The sequence below is a fragment of the Hyphomonas sp. ske169 genome (genome assembly GCF_056850855.1).
This window is the reverse complement of the sequence record NZ_CP096146.1, coordinates 1,181,579-1,200,812: the sequence shown is the minus strand read 5'-3', so window position 1 is coordinate 1,200,812 and position 19,234 is coordinate 1,181,579. Positions and strand designations below refer to the sequence as shown.

At 56.2% G+C, this 19,234-nt stretch carries 21 protein-coding genes; 8 read left to right on the top strand and 13 right to left on the bottom strand.

Going from position 1 to position 19,234, the window contains the following annotated elements; all coding sequences use genetic code 11:
• Positions 1-43: 43 nt before the first annotated feature.
• From MY069_RS05730 to MY069_RS05720, 3 genes are read right to left on the bottom strand one after another with little or no spacing between them, the layout of a single operon-like run.
• Entirely contained in the window at positions 44-721 is a 678-nt protein-coding gene (locus tag MY069_RS05730) for a DUF6498-containing protein (protein WP_482796112.1), read from the bottom strand.
• A 19-nt stretch (positions 722-740) separates the two neighbouring features.
• Complete coding sequence (locus MY069_RS05725) at positions 741-1,433, bottom strand: M23 family metallopeptidase (protein ID WP_482796111.1); 693 nt, start codon at positions 1,431-1,433, stop codon at positions 741-743.
• 17 nt (positions 1,434-1,450) lie between these two features.
• Positions 1,451-2,791: a flavin-containing monooxygenase gene (locus MY069_RS05720; RefSeq protein ID WP_482796110.1), complete on the bottom strand. Its 1,341-nt coding sequence runs from the start codon at positions 2,789-2,791 to the stop codon at positions 1,451-1,453.
• A gap of 104 nt (positions 2,792-2,895) precedes the next feature.
• On the opposite strand from MY069_RS05720, the gene MY069_RS05715 reads away from it, so the two are divergent.
• From MY069_RS05715 to recQ, 3 genes are read left to right on the top strand one after another with little or no spacing between them, the layout of a single operon-like run.
• Positions 2,896-3,378 (top strand): PaaI family thioesterase, encoded by a 483-nt coding sequence (locus MY069_RS05715; protein WP_482796109.1) that lies wholly within the window; start codon positions 2,896-2,898, stop codon positions 3,376-3,378.
• A complete protein-coding gene (locus MY069_RS05710) occupies positions 3,375-3,812 on the top strand; it encodes a PaaI family thioesterase (protein ID WP_482796108.1) in 438 nt (145 codons plus the stop codon). The genes MY069_RS05715 and MY069_RS05710 overlap by 4 nt, the downstream gene beginning before the upstream one ends.
• 54 nt (positions 3,813-3,866) lie before the next feature.
• Entirely contained in the window at positions 3,867-5,705 is a 1,839-nt protein-coding gene (gene recQ, locus MY069_RS05705; RefSeq protein WP_482796107.1) for a DNA helicase RecQ, read from the top strand.
• 42 nt (positions 5,706-5,747) lie between these two features.
• On the opposite strand, the gene MY069_RS05700 is transcribed toward recQ, so the two are convergent.
• Positions 5,748-7,061, bottom strand: coding sequence for an ammonium transporter (locus tag MY069_RS05700; protein WP_482796106.1), 1,314 nt, complete (start codon positions 7,059-7,061; stop codon positions 5,748-5,750).
• A 187-nt stretch (positions 7,062-7,248) separates the two neighbouring features.
• Here MY069_RS05700 and MY069_RS05695 point away from each other — a divergent pair, with 187 nt between their 5' ends.
• Complete coding sequence (locus MY069_RS05695; protein WP_482796105.1) at positions 7,249-8,574, top strand: MATE family efflux transporter; 1,326 nt, start codon at positions 7,249-7,251, stop codon at positions 8,572-8,574.
• Here the strand turns inward: MY069_RS05695 and MY069_RS05690 are convergent.
• Both MY069_RS05690 and MY069_RS05685 read right to left on the bottom strand, forming a co-directional pair.
• A complete protein-coding gene (locus tag MY069_RS05690) occupies positions 8,525-9,637 on the bottom strand; it encodes a quinone-dependent dihydroorotate dehydrogenase (protein ID WP_482796104.1) in 1,113 nt (370 codons plus the stop codon). The genes MY069_RS05695 and MY069_RS05690 overlap by 50 nt on opposite strands.
• On the bottom strand, positions 9,634-9,993 hold the full coding sequence (locus tag MY069_RS05685) for a DUF952 domain-containing protein (RefSeq protein ID WP_482796103.1): 360 nt from the start codon (positions 9,991-9,993) through the stop codon (positions 9,634-9,636). The genes MY069_RS05690 and MY069_RS05685 overlap by 4 nt, the downstream gene beginning before the upstream one ends.
• 120 nt (positions 9,994-10,113) lie before the next feature.
• Here MY069_RS05685 and MY069_RS05680 point away from each other — a divergent pair, with 120 nt between their 5' ends.
• Positions 10,114-10,734: a S24 family peptidase gene (locus MY069_RS05680; protein ID WP_482796102.1), complete on the top strand. Its 621-nt coding sequence runs from the start codon at positions 10,114-10,116 to the stop codon at positions 10,732-10,734.
• 84 nt (positions 10,735-10,818) lie between these two features.
• A complete protein-coding gene (locus MY069_RS05675; RefSeq protein ID WP_482796101.1) occupies positions 10,819-11,724 on the top strand; it encodes a LysR family transcriptional regulator in 906 nt (301 codons plus the stop codon).
• A 234-nt stretch (positions 11,725-11,958) separates the two neighbouring features.
• Here the strand turns inward: MY069_RS05675 and ttcA are convergent, their stop codons facing one another.
• The 3 genes from ttcA to rnhB form a co-directional block, all read right to left on the bottom strand.
• The gene (gene ttcA / locus MY069_RS05670) at positions 11,959-12,834 is read right to left on the bottom strand and encodes a tRNA 2-thiocytidine(32) synthetase TtcA (protein WP_482796100.1); all 876 of its coding nucleotides are present in this window, start codon (positions 12,832-12,834) and stop codon (positions 11,959-11,961) included.
• Positions 12,835-12,897: 63 nt separating this feature from the next.
• Entirely contained in the window at positions 12,898-13,413 is a 516-nt protein-coding gene (locus MY069_RS05665; protein ID WP_482796099.1) for a GIY-YIG nuclease family protein, read from the bottom strand.
• Between the two features lie 36 nt (positions 13,414-13,449).
• A complete protein-coding gene (rnhB, locus tag MY069_RS05660) occupies positions 13,450-14,043 on the bottom strand; it encodes a ribonuclease HII (RefSeq protein ID WP_482796098.1) in 594 nt (197 codons plus the stop codon).
• 35 nt (positions 14,044-14,078) lie between these two features.
• On the opposite strand from rnhB, the gene MY069_RS05655 reads away from it, so the two are divergent.
• On the top strand, positions 14,079-15,050 hold the full coding sequence (locus tag MY069_RS05655) for a quinone oxidoreductase family protein (RefSeq protein ID WP_482796097.1): 972 nt from the start codon (positions 14,079-14,081) through the stop codon (positions 15,048-15,050).
• On the opposite strand, the gene MY069_RS05650 is transcribed toward MY069_RS05655, so the two are convergent.
• Entirely contained in the window at positions 15,047-15,949 is a 903-nt protein-coding gene (locus MY069_RS05650) for a M23 family metallopeptidase (RefSeq protein ID WP_482796096.1), read from the bottom strand. The two genes, MY069_RS05655 and MY069_RS05650, sit on opposite strands and share 4 nt — an antisense overlap.
• Positions 15,950-16,159, bottom strand: a complete 210-nt coding sequence (locus tag MY069_RS05645) for a DUF2093 domain-containing protein (protein WP_482796095.1) — start codon at positions 16,157-16,159, stop codon at positions 15,950-15,952.
• Between the two features lie 157 nt (positions 16,160-16,316).
• Here MY069_RS05645 and recA point away from each other — a divergent pair, with 157 nt between their 5' ends.
• A complete protein-coding gene (gene recA, locus MY069_RS05640) occupies positions 16,317-17,402 on the top strand; it encodes a recombinase RecA (protein ID WP_482796094.1) in 1,086 nt (361 codons plus the stop codon).
• Positions 17,403-17,506: 104 nt separating this feature from the next.
• Here the strand turns inward: recA and MY069_RS05635 are convergent, their stop codons facing one another.
• Positions 17,507-18,172, bottom strand: a complete 666-nt coding sequence (locus MY069_RS05635) for a glutathione S-transferase (protein ID WP_482796093.1) — start codon at positions 18,170-18,172, stop codon at positions 17,507-17,509.
• Entirely contained in the window at positions 18,169-19,125 is a 957-nt protein-coding gene (gene trhO / locus MY069_RS05630; RefSeq protein ID WP_482796092.1) for an oxygen-dependent tRNA uridine(34) hydroxylase TrhO, read from the bottom strand. Before trhO ends, MY069_RS05635 begins: the two co-directional genes overlap by 4 nt.
• Positions 19,126-19,234 lie beyond the last annotated feature (109 nt).

Below are 19,234 nucleotides of genomic sequence, written 5' to 3'. Positions count from 1 at the left end.
TTCCCTCAACGCGCTATAGTGTGCTCAGATTGATGACGGAACGTCAACTTTTTGTTTGCAGTGCATCGTCGAGTTGAAGTCGGCGACGGACCGTCAAGAAAACGCCCCACAGCGCGCGGAGCAAGATCAACGCCAAAATGCCCAGCATTGGTTCGCCTAAGGCGACCATCGCAAAAGCGCCGGCAAAGATCCCAAAATGGAGGATGATGATCCGGCCATACGGCGCCATCATTTCTTTATCAATTGTGGTTTCGCGATACTGCCCGCGCAGGATATAGTCTTGGACAAAGAGAATGATCTGAACACCGATAATCGCGAGCACGAAAGTGGGCATATTCGAGCCTGAGGCCAGCGCTTGATCAATCAATCCAAAAGGCGAGGGAAAGCCCGGATCTGTCTCGTTTGAGAGATTGGCGAATACACTCACAAACACGCCATGTACGAAACAAAACATGCCATAATGGAAGAAGAAAAACGGACCCAGAAAAGCCATGCCGAATAGGCCGATAGGGCCATCCCGCATGCTCGTCGCAGTCATCTTAGCCAGCGTCACAGCGCCGATGATCAGGTTTTCAAGCCAGTATAAAAAGACCAGGGCCACGGCTCCCCAGCCCATGGTCAAAACGGCGATGATTGGGAACAGATCGACCGCTAGGATGAGCCAGGCGATGGGGTCGCGATAGGTGCGGGCGAGTGTGTTGGGATCCAGGAAATTGAGCAAGCGATCATCCCCTCAACAATCAGCTAAGACCATCCAATCCGGTCCATCTTGGAAAGTCCAGCGGGTTATGCGCGGTCAGGCCCCAAGATTTTTGGGGCGTATTATAATTGCCGGTTAGAATTTCATAATGGACATGCAATGCCGTCGCGTTTCCGGTTTCGCCCATCAGGCCGAGCGGTTGGCCGAATCCGATTTTCTGACCCGCAGCGAGTCCCTCGGAAAAATAGGCAAGATGCCCATAGCGCGTGTAGACGCCATTGCCGTGATCGATGAGGACTTGGCGTCCAAACCCGGTTTGGGTACTGACTTCCAAAATGCGGCCCGGCGCAGTGGAATAGACGGGAACCGCCGGGCGCGCCTGCAAGTCGATGCCTTTATGCATGCGTCCAAACCGAGGCCCGAAGCCTGAGGTCATACAGGCGCCATTGGTCGGTGCGGCGGCGAGAATGAGATTGTGGACGACGACCAGCGCATTGTATTCCAAAATCCGGCCTGATCGATCTGTATCGGGCCGGTTTGAGAATGAGGGGGTGCAGGCATAGAGATAATAGTCCGGCTGAAACGGGCCTTGCGCGGCGCGCGGACCATCAGGGATTTGCGAAGGCGGCGCGCCCACCGGCGCATTTCCCGATTGCGGATAATAGACAACTGGCGGCGGCGAAGCGCATGCGAACGCACCGGCAAATGCCAGTCCGAGTGTGAGTCTTCGCATGCTCTGCTCCTAGAATATTATGCTGTCACCCGAGCCCGCTTCCGGCCCTTTTCTATTTCTTGATGCAGGTCTCTTACATAAGTGTTGAAATCGACCTGCATGGTGTGACGCGCCGCCTGATAGAAATGTCCCATATGGGTTTTCTCATCGGCGATGGTGATCCGGTCCATTTCGGCATGATCTGGGAAGGCGTACTCGCCCGCGATTGCCGCGGCCGCGAGTTTTGACTGTTGTTCCGCAAAGTTCACCAGAGTCGGCAGAGGCTGCGCGAGGGCCAAGAAGAACAGGTTTTCATAGCCCGGTTTCACCATCCGCTTGAACAGCGGCAAGCGGTTTTCGTTTGGGGTCAGCTCAGGATCATCAAAGAAGGGGAAGGAGACTTTGTATCCCGTCGCCCAAACGATCGCGTCGATTTCTTCTCTGTGACCATCTTTGAAGATCACAGCATTCGGCTCGAACCGGTCGATAGCGCCTCGGGCGGTGATGTCGCCGCAGCCGACCCGGGTTAGAAACTCGCCCGACACAGACGGGTGAGCATCGAGCGGCTCATGATCTGGTTTGGGCAGGCCAAAATCTTCTGGATTGCCGATCTCTTTTTTGATTTTCGAGCGGGCGAGGGCGCGGCCGATACTCATTGGCATCCAGCTTGGCAGCACGGCTTTGTCTGCGGGTTGTCCGCCCAGATATTTTGGCAGCACCCAAACGCCCCGGCGCATAGAGATGATCAGCTTCTCGGCGATCGGGCGCTGAGACAGTTCCGAAGAGATATCCATCGCCGAATTGCCGGCTCCAACCACAAGCACGCGTTTGCCGCGGAAGTCGTACGGATCGAACGGATCTTCATAATGATGGCTGTGTATTTGATAGCCAGTGAATGTGTCCTGACCCGGATAATCATCTGGCGTGCGCGGATCCCAGTGATGTCCATTGCCAACGAACAGCCACTGATACGTTCGGGTTTCACCTGTCGACAGTGTCACATCCCAATCGCCATCCTCGCGGCGAACCGCCTTGTCGACGCTGGTATTGAACGTGATCGTTTCGCGCAGGCCAAAATGATCCACATAGTCATGGAAGTATTGCAGTAGCTGGCTGTGATGCGGGAAGTCCGGCCAGTCTTCTGGCACTGGGTAATCTTCGAAAGCGAGGCGCCATTTTGACGTGTCGATGTGCAAGCTTTGATAGCAAGACGACATGCCATTGGGGTTCTTATAATACCAATTGCCGCCAATATTGTCCGACATCTCGAAACAGTCATAAGCCACGCCATAATCCTTGAGACGCTTAGCCATTGTGAAGCCACTGCAGCCAGCCCCAATGATGCAGGCTTTCCCAGCTTTTGCCGCATCGAATGCCATGTCTGCTCCTCCCGTGAGGTTACCGGTTTTCTTGGATTGAAGAGATGGTATAGCCGTTGACGTGAACGTCAATTTACGACGGCGCGTCAACTTAAGAGGTCGTCATGGACGAAAGCATCGCCAGTCTGGACAAACGCATTGAACTGATGCGCCAGCATATGGATGGCATGACCCAAATTGTACCTTGGGCGCGAGAAACGGGGTTTAAGGTCACCCGGGTTGAGCGCGGCCAGGTCTGGGGCGTTCAGCCTTTTGCCGAACACTTGGTGGGTGATGTTGAAGCGCAGGTCATCCATGGCGGCGCGATTACCACCTTGCTCGATAATCTTAGCGGCATGGCCTGTGCCGCATCGCTCGAAGAATTTCGATTTGTCGCAACGCTCGATTTGCGCATCGATTATATGCGGCCCGCCGACAGCGGGCGCGATATTATCGGCGAGGCAGAATGCTACCATGTCACCAAATCCGTCGCCTTCACGCGGGCTTGGGCCTATCATGAAAGTCGCGACAAGGTGATTGCCACCGCTCAAGGCGCCTTCGCGATCAACAAGCCGCGTCCAAAAGCCAGCCTTGGGGTGCCAGAATGAGCGAGACCCTCAGCCGCGGCGCTCAACTTGAGAGCTTTTTGTCGAACGTCCCGATCGTGAAAACACTCGGCATGCGGTGCGATATTAAGGGTGATGACATGACCACTGTCTTGCCCTTTCAAGACAAGCTGATCGGTAATTTTACGATCAAAGCGCTGCATGGTGGGGCGATCGGAACTTTCCTGGAAATGACGGCGATGGCACAGCTGTTTCTTGTATCTGATGTGGAACGCCCCGCGCGCACGATCAATATCACCGTTGATTATCTCAGGCAGGGCCATGCCGAGGATCTGTATGGCCGCGCCCGTGTGATCAAACTCGGGCGACGCATGGCGTCTGTGACGGCAGAAGCCTGGCAGAGCGAACGGGACAAACCGGTGGCGGCTCTAAATGGGCATTTCTTGCTGAACCGAGCTGAGGCAAAGAAAGTATAGATTACCCGTTCTGATCGCTTGTTTTGCGCGGCGAGTCCTTTGAGACTAATCCGCATGACGTCGACTAATCATCTGACTCTAGATTCCGCGCGGGCGCTGCTGCAGCGGATTTATGGCTATGAGGAATTTCGCGGCCTTCAGGCGGATGTGATTGCTGATGTATTGGCGGGGCGCGATGGGCTCGCTGTCTTGCCTACGGGCGGCGGCAAATCGCTGTGTTATCAAATCCCATCGATGCTCCGCGAGGGCGTTGGCTTGATTGTCTCGCCATTGATCGCGCTGATGGCGGATCAGGTCGATGCTTTGAAAGCGCTGGGTGTGCGGGCCGAGCGGCTCGATTCTTCTCTGGATTATGAAAGCCGGGTCGCGGCACTTCGGGCGGCACGGAATGGCGACATGGATATGCTCTATGTTTCACCAGAAGGCCTATCCGGCGGCTTGTTCAATGCCTTGAGAGAGCTGAACGTCTCACTGATAGCCGTGGATGAAGCGCACTGTGTCAGCCAGTGGGGGCATGATTTTCGGCCAGACTATCGCGCTTTGGGACGGCTCAAAGATGCTTTTCCTGGTGTCCCGCGCCTCGCTGTGACCGCGACTGCCGACGCACGCACACGAGCCGATATTCTCGAGCAACTCGACCTCACAGATCCGTCGCTACATGTCGCGAGCTTTGATCGACCCAATCTGACTTTGGGCGCCGAGCCAAAGGCGGGGAACAAAACAGATCGCTTGGTCAGCTTGATCCGCGCGCACAAGGGCGAAAGCGGGATCGTTTATGCCGCCACCCGAAAAGGGACAGAGCAACTGGCAGAAGCTCTCGAGCGTAGCGGGATCGCAGCGCTCGCCTATCACGCAGGCCTGGAGGCAGACGTCCGAGCCGAACGTCAACGCCGCTTCCTGCTCGAAGACGGCTTGGTCATGTGCGCAACTGTGGCGTTTGGGATGGGCGTCGATAAGCCGGATGTGCGCTTTGTGATCCATGCTGATCCACCCAAGACGATCGAAGCCTATTGGCAGGAAGTTGGTCGCGCGGGCCGGGATGGGGAGCCTGCAGAGGGATATGCGCTGTTCGGGCCTGCCGACCTCCGTCGCAGCCTGATGTGGAGCCATGAAAGCGACGCCGAAGAAGCGATCAAACGCGTCCAGATCAACAAGACGCGACAGCTTTTTGCTTTGCTGAATGGCGAGGCGTGTCGGCGCCAGTCAGTCCGGCAGTATTTCGGTGAGGACACAGCAGAGCCTTGCGGCGTGTGTGACAATTGCCAGTCGGAAGCCGCCAACCATTATGACGCCTCGCGTTGGGCGCAAATGGCGCTGTCGGCGGTGTTGCGCTGCGGGCAAAAAATCGGGCGCGGACGTTTGATCGTGCATCTGCTCGGGCAGGCCAAAGACGGTTTTGACGAGGATCTCTCGCAACAATCGACCTATGGCGTTGGCACAGATCTACCTAAGACTGGCTGGAATGCGGTCTTCGATGAGCTGCTATTTACCGGCCTCTTAGCCGAGGGGGGCGAGGTCACGCGGCCCTTTATTTTCGTGCCTGATCATGAGCAGGCAAAAGCGGTTTTCCAAGGCGAACGAGAGGTGCTCTTGCGCGCAGATCCGACTGTGCGCCGAGCGAAATCGCGCGCCAGTAAGTCTTCTGCGGCGGCGTTTTCAGATCTTTCCAATCGCGACCGTGAGCTGTTTGATCTGCTCAGAAATTGGCGGGTCGAGATTGCGAAATCCAAAGGCGTGCCACCTTATGTGATTTTCCATGACAAGACGCTGGCGACGATCGCCACCGAACGCCCGATGGATCGGGGCGAGCTTCTGCAAATCTCGGGCGTGGGAGAGAAGAAAGCGGGCCGCTATGGCGACGATATCGCGCGCATTGTTCAAGAAGCGGCGTGAGCCATGGGGGCTAGCGTCTAGCCAGCCCCCGCTCGATTAGGCTTAGTGGCCGTAGGCTGACTCGCCGTGACTAGCTGTATCTAGACCCACCTCTTCGTCGCTCGCCGAAACACGCAGCGGCGTGATGAATTTGATGAGGAAGAGAAGCGCTGCGCTTGCGATTGCTGACCATGCGCAAACCGCCAGCACGCCGGTGGCTTGAACCGTGAATTGCTCGCCAATCGAGGTCTCGCCCAAGCCGGGGGCCATTGGGCCGACACCGGCCAAGAACGGGATAAGCAGCGTGCCTAAAATCCCGCCAACACCATGCACGGCGAACACGTCCAAACTGTCATCAATTTTCAGCTTGTTGCGGATCAGAATGACCGCATAATAACATGCCAGGGCGGCGATTGCGCCGATGATCATTGCGGCCATCGGGCCAACAGAGCCCGCTGCCGGCGTGATCGTTGCGAGGCCAGCAATCGTACCGGTTGCGGTGCCAACCAATGTTGGCTTTCCGAACTTCACCCAGTCCACAAACATCCAGACCAGAGACGCGGTCGCTGCGGAAATATGCGTGACCAGCATGGCCTGGCCCGCGCCGCCATTTGCGCCAAGCGCGGAGCCGGCATTGAAGCCAAACCAGCCGACCCAGAGCATACAGGCGCCGAGCATCACGAAAGCCGGATTGTGCGGCGGCCGCATTTCTTGCGGGAAGCCCGTGCGTTTGCCGAGCATAAAGACGAAGACCAAAGAGGTAATGCCAGCCGTCGCGTGCACGACTAGTCCGCCGGCAAAATCAGCGACGCCTTGGTCTGCGAGCCAGCCGCCGCCCCAGACCCAATGGCAAACCGGGGCATAGACCAGGACAAGCCAGAGCGCTGAGAAGAGCAGAACCGCGGCAAAGTTTACGCGCTCAACAAAAGCCCCAACGATCAAAGCTGGGGTGATGATCGCAAAGGTCATTTGGAACATTACAAAGACCGATTCTGGAATCGTGTCTGACATTGAATCGGTTGTTAGGTTGCCGAGGAAGGCATTTGAGAGTCCTCCCCAAAGCGCCCCTTTCCCGGGGAGGTCGCCATTACTGTCGCCGAACGCGATTGAATAGCCCACCGCAACCCAAACCAACGACATCAAACAGGCCAGGGCGAGGCATTGCATTAGAACAGACAGCACATTCTTGCCTTGGACCAAGCCGCCATAAAACAGGGCCAGCCCCGGCAAAGTCATAAACAAGACCAAGGCAGTCGATGTGAGCATCCAGGCTGTGTCGCCAGTGTCGGCGAACGCTGGCGCTGCAAAAATTGATAGGATTGTAAATAAAGCAAAGGTGCGTGCTGCGCGGACCGCCCCGTTATGTCGTGTTTTCATGTCTTCGCCCTCCCGAGACGATGACGGAGGCAATCGAAAAAATAGCGCCAACGACAAGGTTTGATGCGGCGTCCAGATGTATCTTGCGATGAGTTGATCGAATTTTATGCGGAGCTGCCCATTTGTTGGGCGAAAAAAGAGTCGACCAATTGCTGACACACGGTGCGGAGCAAGTTAAGCGGCGCGCATGTCAGACGCCACCTTATCCCGATCCCGCGTGATGCGGCTTGCCGTACCGGTTATGCTGGCCCAAGCCGCGATCGCAGCCACGGGCGTCGCGGATACAGCGGTTATGGGGCTGTATGGCGATAAAGCGGATCTCGCCGCGGTCGCCGTTGCCAGCGTGGCGTTCAGTTTCATCTATTGGGGCTTCGGGTTCTTACGCATGTCAACCACTGGGCTGGTTGCACAAGCCCTGGGGCGCGGGGATCAAGCCGAAGCGCGGGCGACCCTGCAGCGCGGCCTGCTAATCGGGGCGGCGCTCGGGTTCGCGATTTTTGCCTTGTCGCCTTTACTCGCTGGCGTCGTCTTCGCCCCGTTTGGCGCAGAAGCGGATGTTGTCGATCTGGCGAACGGGTATTTCGCAGCGCGAGTTTGGGGTGCGCCCGCTCTACTCACTCAATATGCGATTACCGGCTGGCTGCTCGGCACCGGGCGGACGGGTGCATTGCTCGCCATGCAGGTCGTGATGAATGGCGTGAACATCGCGCTTGATATCTGGTTCGTGGCCGGACTTGGTTGGGGCCCGGCTGGCATCGGGGCCGGTACCGCAATCGCTGAATGGGTCGCCCTTGCGTTCGGCCTGGTTTTGATCTGGCCAAGTTTGAAGAGAAAGGCGGGTCTATTCGACCGCGCCGCGCTGATCGGATTGTTCAACGCCAATCGAGACATTTTGATCCGCACCTTAGCCATGCTGCTCTGCTTTGCGTGGTTTGTGCGGTCAGGCGCGCAGCTCGGCACTGAATATGTCGCGGGAAATGAGGTCCTATTGCAATTCATCACCGTTGCCGCCTTTGTCTTGGACGGGTTCGCCTTCGTCGCAGAGAAAGAAATTGGTGAAGCTTACGGCGCGCGCGATCGGCGCAGACTGTTGCGGGCGATGCGGATCACAACGGAACTCGCTTTCGCTTTCGCGATTCTGATCAGTCTAGCCTATTGGATTGGCGGCGGCTGGGTAATCTCAACATTTATTAGCGATCCGGAAGCCCGCACAGTCGCGCTCGTCTACCTACCTTTTTGCGCATTGGTCCCATTAATCGGCGTCTTGGCCTATCAGTTCGATGGGTTTTTGCTCGGCGCGACCCGTGGCCAGGCTCTGCGTACCGCCGCGGCGGTGGTAACCGTGATCTATATCCCGCTGGATCTTCTTTTGCGGGATTCGTTCGGGAATACCGGTGTCTGGCTGGCTTTCTTGGGCATGTTCGTGGTGCGGGTTGCCGCGCATGGCGCGTTCCTGCCAGGGCTTATCCGGCAGACTGCAGATCAGCCCCAACAGCCGCCTCAACAGAACTAAACCCATCCGTCTTTAAGCAGACAGCGAGTTCCTCATTGAGCCGGGCGACCAAACCTGCACCATGATAAACGAGTGCGGAATAGAGCTGCACCGCATGGGCGCCCGCTCTGATCTTTCGATAGGCGTCAGCGCCAGATGTGACCCCGCCGCATCCAATCAGGTCAAATTCGCCCATCAGTTCAGAGGCAAACTCTTTCAGGACCCGCGTTGATTTTTCCATCAAGGGCGCCCCCGAAAGGCCGCCGGGTTGGGATTTGTCCGCGCTTTTGAGAGTTTCCGGCCGATCGAGCGTGGTGTTCGAAATGATCAGTCCAGACAACCAAGCCCCGGCGCTTCTGACCGTGTCGATGATGTCTTCGATTTCGCTGGTCTGTAGGTCCGGCGCGACTTTCAGAAAGACGGGTTTCCAGCCGTCCTGATCTTCGCCAATGTCCGTTTCGAACTTTTTCTGAGCCGCGGACTGGGCGGTGCCGCACCGCTCCAACAATTCAGACAGCGCCGACTTATCCTGCAAACCGCGCAAGCCTGGCGTGTTGGGGCTCGAAATATTGATGGTCATATAATTGCAAACTGGGTAGACCGCCGCGATCCCGGCCACATAATCGGCGATGAAGTCCTGGCTCGATTTATTCGCTCCAACATTTGCGCCAACTGGACAGGTAACCGAGGGCGGGGCGCGGCGCAGACGCCGAACAAAATAGTCGAGCCCATGATTGTTGAAGCCCATTCGATTGATCACACCCTGATCTTCGATCAACCGATACAAGCGCGGTTTCGGGTTGCCGGGTTGCGGGCGCGGGGTGACGGTGCCGCATTCGAGAAACCCAAAGCCAAACCGCGCCATAGGCGTGTGAACCTCAGCATTCTTGTCAAACCCCGCCGCGAGACCGATGGGATTCCAAAGCTGCAGCCCAGATCTCGGCAGCTTGATTGGCGTGTTCCAATGTGATGGCGCGATATTTGGCAGACCAATGCCGAGCTTTAGACCTTTAATGGTCGCCGTATGTGCCGCTTCCGGAGGGAGTTTCTTGACGAAAGGAAGGGCGAGGTCAGGTAGGCTCATATGTCTATGTCTTGGGGCAGTTTCGGCACGCCTTCAGTATCCAGATCTAATGTCCAGATACGCTTGGCGCCATCAATCCGCAAGGCAGCGTACAGGTGTGGGAACAATTGTCCCCCGCGGCTTTCTTCCCATCGGATCGGTCCGTTCATCTCTTCGGCAATATATTCGAGGAGGCGGACTTCGGTTTGCTTGAAGTAGTGCAGCGCGAGCGTTTCGGCGACTTGAGCGCGACTGGATAGGTGAACATATCCGTCGCCCTCATCGAGCGCAGTTTGAGTGTGTCCGAGCTGTTCAGCGACCTGCCAATCAGCAGCGCTTAAGATTTTATAGACGCGGGTTCGCTGTAACATCACCATAGCGCCGTCTTCACTCTGTTTTGTTGAGAAAATCAAGCTGCACCAGCTCAGGTTGATAAGATATTATTCCTATGTTAGGAAAATTTTCTTGAAAATTACTAGGTGCCGGGACTTTTTGTCATGCAGAACGGGGACGTATGGCGCGCATTAGACACAATTGCAACGCGGAACGGCCTGTCGCCGTCTGGGCTTGCAAAGCTCGCGGGGCTCGACGCAACCGCCTTTAACAAATCAAAACGCATCTCGAAAGAGGGCAGGCCGCGATGGCCTTCGACAGAAAGCATCGCGCGCGCGCTTATGGCTACTGGCGTGGATTATGTCGAGTTTGCTGTCTTGGTCTCGGGGCATTCGAGCCTCACGATGCCCGTAATTGAGTTTCCTGATGCAAGTGGAGACGATCTGTTCAGCGAAACGGGTATTCCAACCTCATCGCGCTGGGATCAGGCTGAGTTCCCCAGTTCAGAATTTGATGAGAGCTGTTTCGCTTTGGAGATTGTCGGAACTGGGTTTGAGCCAGCCTTTCGCGCGGGTGACCGGATCATCGCATCTCGGCGCACCGAGTTGCGGCGTCATGATCGGGTGATCGTGAAAACAACAGATCGGTCCCTCCATTTAGGAGCAATCGCTCGGCAAACCACTCAAAAGCTTGAACTTCGACCGCTTGTGGGTCGTGAACCAATTTCATCGCTGGAAACCAATCAAATCGATTGGGTGGCTCGTATTCTTTGGGCGAGTCAGTAATATTTCCGGTCAAACGGCCCGTTTTGAGGTTTTCGCGGCGGAATATGCTTGCGCAGATTATCCCTGATGTGAGAGGACGCCCTTATGGATTGGGACAAACTGAAATCCTTTCATGCCGCCGCAGAGGCAGGCAGCTTGACCGCCGCGGGTGAGCGATTGGGGATTTCTCAGTCCGCAGTCTCGCGCCAAATCGCGGCTTTAGAAGAGCATCTTGGCGTGTCCTTGTTTCAGCGTCATGCGCGCGGATTGGTGCTCACCGATGCGGGTCACACACTCCATCGCTCGACTGTCGACATGGCCACTGCTGCACAAGGAGCAAGCGCGGCATTGCGAGATCAACAAGATGTTGCGCAAGGCGAGCTGATCGTCACGGCGCCAGTAGCATTCGGATCGACTTGGTTGGTGCCGCGTCTCGGCGAATTTGTAAGCCAGAACCCGGAAATGCGAGTGGACTTACGTTTGGACGATCGCGAAAGCTATGACCTGCTCAAGCTCGAAGCGGAATGCGCGATCCGACTATGGGCCGCCGACAAAGCGGATCTGATCCAGAGAAAACTCGCAACCGTGGCGACCAATCTTTATGCTTCGCCAGAATATATCAAAGCGCATGGCATGCCGCGGACGCCACAAGATCTCGATAATCACCGGATTATTGCTTATGGCGCAATCGACAGCCCGCTCACGGCGATGAGTTTTGCTGAACGGGTCGGACGTGATGATGCAGGCCCGCGCAAAGCGGCGCTGACAGTGAATAATGTTCCGGCCATGCTGCGCGCCGTTGAGGCGGGCCTCGGGATTGCGGACCTGCCGGATTATATGGTCAGCGCTGTGCCCCGTTTGGTCCGCGTGCTTGAGGACTTTACCGGTCCGAGTTTTGATCTTTATTTTATCTATCCAAGTGATCTCAAGAGATCGAAACGTATTGGGGCGTTCCGAGACTTCCTAACTAGCCAAGTTGAGGCGTTTAGATCTTCACCTCTGCGTCAATGATTGTGACTTTTTGGTAATATATGCAAAAATGCATATCGATGATGCAGACAAGCATGTTGCATTTTCAACCAACCATCCCATATAGTCCTCGTGTTGAGGTTCCGGACACAGACCCAATCATTCCTCCGATTGGGCGTTTCCTCCCCCAGACGGAACCAAACTTTCAAGGCCTGGCTGCTTAGAGCGCCGGGCCTTTTTTCTTAGTTTTCAAGGCTTAAACTGGAATTCTGTGGCTTAGAACGGCACGCCGTCATCGCGTTCGCCAGCGTCACCAGGGGCAAGTGCCGCAAAATTAAACACCCTTGGATCGTGTAAATGGCTTGGCCGAACGGTGGCCAGCGCATGCGCCATCACTTGCCGGACACCAGGCTTTCGCGTCTCCCAATCGTCCAGCATCTGTTTCATCGCCACACGCTGCAAGCCGTCTTGAGACCCGCAAAGATTGCAGGGGATGATGGGGAACCTCATCGCTTGAGAGAATTTCTCCAAATCTGCCTCTGAGGAAGTGATGAGCGGTCTGAGCACCATCACGTCCCCTTCATCATTGAGCAGTTTGGGCGGCATCGCGGCAAGACGGCCGCCATGCACCAAATTCATCATGAAAGTTTCGAGCGCGTCATCACGGTGATGGCCGAGAATGATCGCATCGCAGCCTTCCTCACGCGCGATCCGATACAGAATCCCGCGCCGCAGCCGCGAACACAGGGCGCAAAAAGTGCGGTCTTCGGAGATCTTATCGGTCACGATCGAATACGTGTCTTCTGTTTCGATGCGATAATCGACGCCCACCTTATCAAGCCATTCCGGTAGCACATGTTTGGGAAAACCCGGTTGGCCTTGATCCAAATTGCAGGCGAGCAGATCCACCGGCAGCGCGCCTTGCCATTGCAGATCGAGCAAAACGGTGAGCAGCCCATAACTGTCCTTGCCGCCTGACAGGCACACAAGCCATTTGGGACGCTTTTCAGATTGGCGATCAATCAACCCATACGTATCGATGACTTGCAAAGCATTGCGGGTCAGCCGCTTGCGGAGCTTCTTGAAGCTCACGCTCTTGGGGACATCCGCAAGAATTGGCGGCACGGTGGAAAGAGAAGCGGTGTCAGGCATGTTGCCGCCTATGCCACGAGGCGCCCTCGCGGCTCAAGTGGGTTACAGCGCAAATCCTGGGGGCTAGGCGGCTTTGCCAGCGTTTCCGTAATATTCCCGCGCGCTCATTTGGCGCTTATCTGATTGGGCTTCGGAAACAGATTTTACCTCGGCGGATGGCTTCTTTTTATCATTGAGGCCGTAATATTCTTTTGCGCTCATCCAGCCATTGCGCAGGCTGGCATGGTTTGGCGCATCTTCAGTGCCGCGCGGTTTCAGCATATTATTGAGCTTTGGCTTATAGCGCCGGATCAAGTCTTCTTCGATCTTCTGCCGTTTATTCTCAGACCGGATGCACAAATAATGGCGCTCCGAAGCGCCTTTCTTGCGGGCCTCTTCCCAACGCTCATGGCCGTCCAGGCGGCCTTGCAGATTGGAGGCTTTGCCAATGTAGATCGGCTTTAGGAAGAAAAAGGCCGTGCGGCGGACCATGACATAGATCCCGCCCGCATCCGGCAATGCGCTAATCGATTTGGTGATCTTAAAGCGATACCGCCGGCTCGTTTCACCGCGCCAAACATGCCAACCATAAGGGATCATGGACCATCTCCAACCAATAATGGTTAATAAAAACGCCTAATTGGTTAAGGTTTCGCTAAGCATTGCGCGTCTGACCGGCGCAAAACTGGTGCGATGTATCGGGCAGGGGCCTAGGCGCTGCAGTGCATCCGCATGCGCGACCGTGCCATAACCTTTGTGACCAGAAAATCCATAAGCAGGAAAGTCTTGGTCATATGCCGCCATGAGGCGATCGCGTTCAGTTTTCGCAAGAATCGAGGCTGCGGAAATGGCTGGCTCTTTGAGGTCGCCTTTTATTATCGCCTCGGCGGTCGCGGGTAGATTTTGGGGTAGGGCGTTGCCGTCAATCAGGATATGAGACGGCGTTTTGCCGAGCCCATCGATCGCTCGTTGCATCGCCAGAAATGTCGCCTCACGAATGTTGAGTGTATCGATCTCATCTGGGCTCGCGTGGGCCACACACCAATGGGCGGCTTTCGCTTTAATCTCAGGCTCTAAGGCAAAGCGCTTCTTTTCGCTGATTTTCTTAGAATCGGTCAGCCCAAAAATTGGAGCACTTGGATCAAGAATTACGGCGGCCGCGGTCACTGGCCCAGCCCAGGGGCCACGTCCGGCCTCGTCTACGCCGCAGATCAAGTCTATGTCTATCATCCAGCAAGGTAACAATGATTCTAAGAAGGTGCGCCATGACTGAGCCATATGTGATCGAGATGACCGAAACGGGCGGCGTGGAGGTCCTAAAACAACAGGCTCGCGCCCCAAGAGCGCCCGGGCCTGGTCAAGCCATGGTGCGCCAAACGGCGTCCGGCCTCAATTTTATCGACACGTATCACCGCACCGGTCTCTACCCGGTGAAGCTCCCGTTCGTGCCAGGCTCAGAAGGCGCGGGCATTGTTGAGGAAATTGGCGAAGGTGTGACCAATGTGGCTGTTGGCGACCGCGTCGCCTATCTCGGCGCTGGCACTTATGCGACCCACTATACCGGATCTGCAGCGACGATGGTGAAACTGCCAGATGGGGTCAGTGAAGAAGAGGCCGCGGCGGTGCTGCTCAAAGGCCTGACCGCGTGGATGCTCTTGTTTGAAGTTCGCCGGGCTTCGCCTGGTGAAACAGCCTTGGTTTGGGCACCGGTTGGCGGCGTTGGATCCTTGCTCGTGCCATGGGCGACGGCGATGGGCGTTCGCGTGATTGCGGTCACCTCAAGTGAGGCAAAGGCGGCCCGCGCAAAAGAGCTTGGCGCGCAAGATGTCGTGTTCTCATCTGGAGACGTTGCAGCCGAAGTCCGCGGGCTTACCGGCGGAGCAGGCGTCGATGTGTCTTATGACAGCGTTGGGAAAACCTCAGCTGAGGCATCAATCGATAGCCTCAAGCCGCGCGGTTGGTGGGTCAGCTATGGCAACGCCTCAGGCCCCGCCGATCCTGTCGCGCCGACCACTTTGGGCGGCAAAGGCTCCTTGGTACTTACCCGGCCGGGACTGTTTCATTTTATTGGCGATGCTGAAAGTATGCGTCGCGGGGCGGCGGCCCTATTCGGCGCGCTGCGCTCTGGCACGATCAAAGCCCATATTGGCCAGACTTTCCCACTCAGCGATGTCGCAAAAGCGCATACGGCACTTGAGAGCGGAACAACCGTCGGTGCGACGCTGCTAAAGCCTTAGCCTGCATCAACCGGATCGAGCTCTAGGAGTAAAGCCGGATCGATATAGAAGTCTTTGCCGCGATCTTCGCTTGTTGAGTTTCGCCATTTGACCGCCCAATGCAAATGCGGTCCGGTGGTGCGGCCGGTATTGCCACTGGCGCCAAGCCGCTCACCAGCTGAGACCACATCGCCTGCCGAGACATCTACTTCGGACATATGCAGGAAGACCGAGATCAGACCATCGCCATGATCGAGAAACACAGTGCCGCCCTCATAATAAAGATCTGGATCGCCGAGCGTCACCGTGCCTGCGGCGGGAGCGACGATTTCTGTGCCGACTGGGATGGCGATATCATAGCCGCGATGCACCGACGTGCGCTCGCACGGCTCTCCGTCTTTGCCGACGCCGATATATTTGCGCGCAGGGCCAAAAGGCGATGAGGCCGGACCGGTTGATGGCCGGATAAAGCCATTGCGAGCACCTTGGCCGTCATGAAAGGTCTTAAACGCATCCTGCTTTTTGACCCAGCTGCGCCCGGCATGGGCTTTTTGTTCTTCGGTGCGCGCATCAACTTTATCGCAATCGAGCCCAGTAATTGTCCGGAACGGATCATCGCGCTCTGAAAGCGACAGGGTGATTGGCTCCGCCCAGCCGTCTTTATCGGTGATCAAGAATTCTAAAGCTTCGGTGCGGCGTAAGCCGATGGTCGCGAGCCCGTCTTCGGCGACGGGGACGTCGCGCAGCGCTTCCCCTTTTGATCCGGAAACCACCAATGTGCTCCCCGCCGGTGCCTCGCAGATGAGCAAGCCACCCTGCACGGCCTGGCCGGCGCAAGTGATGACGGCTTCGTTTGCGGTTGCAGGGGCGGGCAGGCCAAACCAGGTCAGGCCGATGAGCAGCCAGTCGCGTAGCAGCATTTATTCTGGCTCTGCCATTCGCGTCGCTGCGGCGGCAGCATCGATATAGGCCTCTTGGCGGTCCACGCTCCAGTATCGCAAAGCCGCGAGCGGAATTTTGCGGCCTGTCACGGCGCAGATCACGTAATCCCCAGGACTTAGCAGTTCCAGGTCTGCATCGAGATAACGAATCTTGGCCTCGCCGGGCTGTCGGTCAGTCTTTTTCAACATGGTGCCTAATATGCCTGACCTTGGCGGCAAAAGGAAGTCTACAAATCCGCAAGAAGTTTTTGCTTTGTTCTCGTGAACAAATGTGGTACATGGATGTCAGCTGGCGGGCTCGGGGCCATTCTTCGCCGAGTATGTTATAGACGAAAAGGAACGACTCATGTCCAAACCCAACCTGCAACTTGTGGATAAGGAATCCGGCGTGGATAAGCAGAAAGCTCTCGAAACAGCACTAGCCAACATTGACCGTGCTTTTGGTAAAGGCTCGGTGATGCGCCTTGGCGAACAAAAGGCCATGGATATTGAGGCGATCCCAACCGGATCGCTTGGCCTCGACATCGCGCTCGGCATTGGTGGGTTACCTAAAGGACGTGTGATCGAAATTTATGGTCCAGAAAGTTCAGGTAAGACGACCTTGTCGCTGCACATTGCAGCCGAGGCCCAGAAAAATGGTGGGGTTTGTGCCTTTGTCGATGCGGAACATGCGCTCGACCCGGTCTATGCGGGTAAGCTTGGCGTAGACCTTGATGATTTGCTGGTGTCACAGCCAGACACTGGCGAACAAGCGCTTGAGATTGCCGACACATTGGTCCGCTCTGGCGCGATTGATGTTCTGATCATCGACTCTGTTGCGGCGCTGACCCCGCGCGCAGAGATTGAAGGCGAGATGGGGGACAGCCTGCCGGGCCTGCAAGCCCGTCTAATGAGCCAAGCTTTGCGTAAGCTGACCGGCTCGATTTCTAAATCCAATTGTATGGTGATCTTTATCAACCAAATCCGGATGAAGATTGGCGTCATGTTTGGCAGCCCGGAAACCACGACCGGCGGCAATGCACTGAAATTTTATTCGTCTGTTCGTCTCGACATTCGCCGCATTGGCGCGCTGAAAGATAAAGACGAAGTGATTGGTAACCAGACCCGCGTAAAAGTGGTGAAGAACAAAGTCGCCCCACCTTTCCGGCAGGTTGAGTTTGACATCATCTATGGCGAAGGCATTTCGAAAACCGGTGAAATCATTGATCTCGGGGTCAAATGTGAAGTCATCGAAAAGTCTGGGTCTTGGTATTCTTATGGCCCAGAGCGGATCGGTCAGGGCCGTGAAAAGACCCGCCAATTCCTGAAAGACAATCCAGACATCGCTGATGAGATCGAGCTTGAAGTCCGCAAACGCTCTGGCCTCTTATCAGATGTCATGCTGAACGAAGGCGGCGGTCCAAGCGAAGAGCCGGAAGCAGAAGCGAGCTAATTCTCGCCAAAACTCCTAATATTAACAACGCGCCAATCGAACGGTTTGGCGCGTTGTTTTATTTTGCGAGATCGATTGAATGACGAGGCGGGCAATCGTGCGACTTAAGGGCGGGCCGGAAAAACCGGCTCGTCGTCACCAGTTTTCCATTGCGCATATTTGGGCATGATCTGCTTAAATCGCGTACTGTTTAGATGCGCCTCCAGCCAAGTCTGAAGATGCGGCAAGTCTAACTCATCGAACCAATTGCGATCGGTATTGGCGAACTGGCGAATGAAGGGGAAGATGGCGATATCGGCATAGCTCACGCGATCACCAAACAGATAGGCTTGCGAGGTCAGTTGAGCGTCTAGCTTTTCGAGAAAAGCCAGGCCGAGCGCGCGTTGTTCGTCGCGATTCGCACCTTCGTCCTCATAGCGGTTTGGATATTTGTAGCGATCAAGTGCGCGTTTAAACGGCCCATCACATTCGGCAATCAGGCGGTCCATCTCCGCGCGATCGCCTTGCTCCGGGGAGAGCCAATTTTCAGCATCATTTTGCGAGAGTGCCCAGGCCATGACGTCTAAACTCTCTTCGATCACCGATCCATCCATCTCCACGATGACGGGCACGGTGCCTTTCGGCGACGCTTCCAACATTTCGGATGGCTTATCGCGCAACACAACTTCGCGCAGGCGGCATTCTATACCAGCCGCCGCAATCGCCATGCGCGCCCGCATCGCATAAGGGCAGCGTCGAAACGAGTAGAGAATGGGCCGATTGGCGCTCACGCAGGGGCTTTCTTTCTAGGCGTCATAACAACATCGTCGCCAATATGGGTCTCGCCACGGGCTTTGGCGAGGCGGACTTGTTTTTGGCGTTCGCGCAAGGCGGACATTTTCTCGTCCGTGAACGTGCCAAAACAGCGCGGGCAAGAGACGCCCTCTTCGAAATGGGCGTGTTGGCGGTCGTCAGCGCTGACCGGGTGGCGACAAGCATGACACAGCTGATAGTCGCCGACTTCGAGCCCGTGCCCGACGCTCACGCGATCATCAAACACAAAGCACTCGCCTTCCCAAAGGCTGTCTTCGCGCGGCACGGTTTCCAGATATTTGAGAATGCCGCCTTGCAAGTGGAAGACGTCATCGATGCCGAGCGATTTAACATAAGAGGTCGATTTTTCGCAGCGAATACCGCCGGTGCAAAACATCGCAATTTTGGGCGTGCGGCCCTGTTTCGCGAGCTCTGCACGAAAATTCTCAAACCAGTCCGGGAACTGCCGGAAGGTCTCGGTCTCTGGGTCGATCGCGCCTTGAAACGTGCCGAGTGCAACCTCGTAATCATTGCGCGTATCGATCACGACCGTGTCGGGATCCGTGATCAGCGCGTTCCAGTCTTGCGGTTTGACATATGAGCCGACCAAACAGGTTGGGTCGGTCCCGGGCACGCCCATGGTCACGATTTCATTTTTCAAGCGCACTTTTAAACGCAAGAAAGGCATGGCCTCGGCATGGCTGTCTTTCCACTCAAGTGCCTCGCACCCCGGCAAAGCACGGATCGCCGCCAAAGCGTCATCCATCGCCTCGTCTGTCCCAGCAATCGTGCCGTTGACGCCCTCGGTTGCCAGCAGGATCGTGCCTTTAATGCCGAGCGCCGAGAGACGCTCAAACAAAGGCTCCCGCAGCGTTTCGGGATCATCGAAACGGACGAATTTATACAAGGCGGTGACGCGGATATCTGACATGGCTGCGGCTTATGCCAGAAGCGAGGCGGACAGAAAAGTAAGGGTTTCACCTAGGATTGCCTTGCCTTTGCCAGATTTGGCGCTTAAGGCCGCACGCTCTGCCAACCTG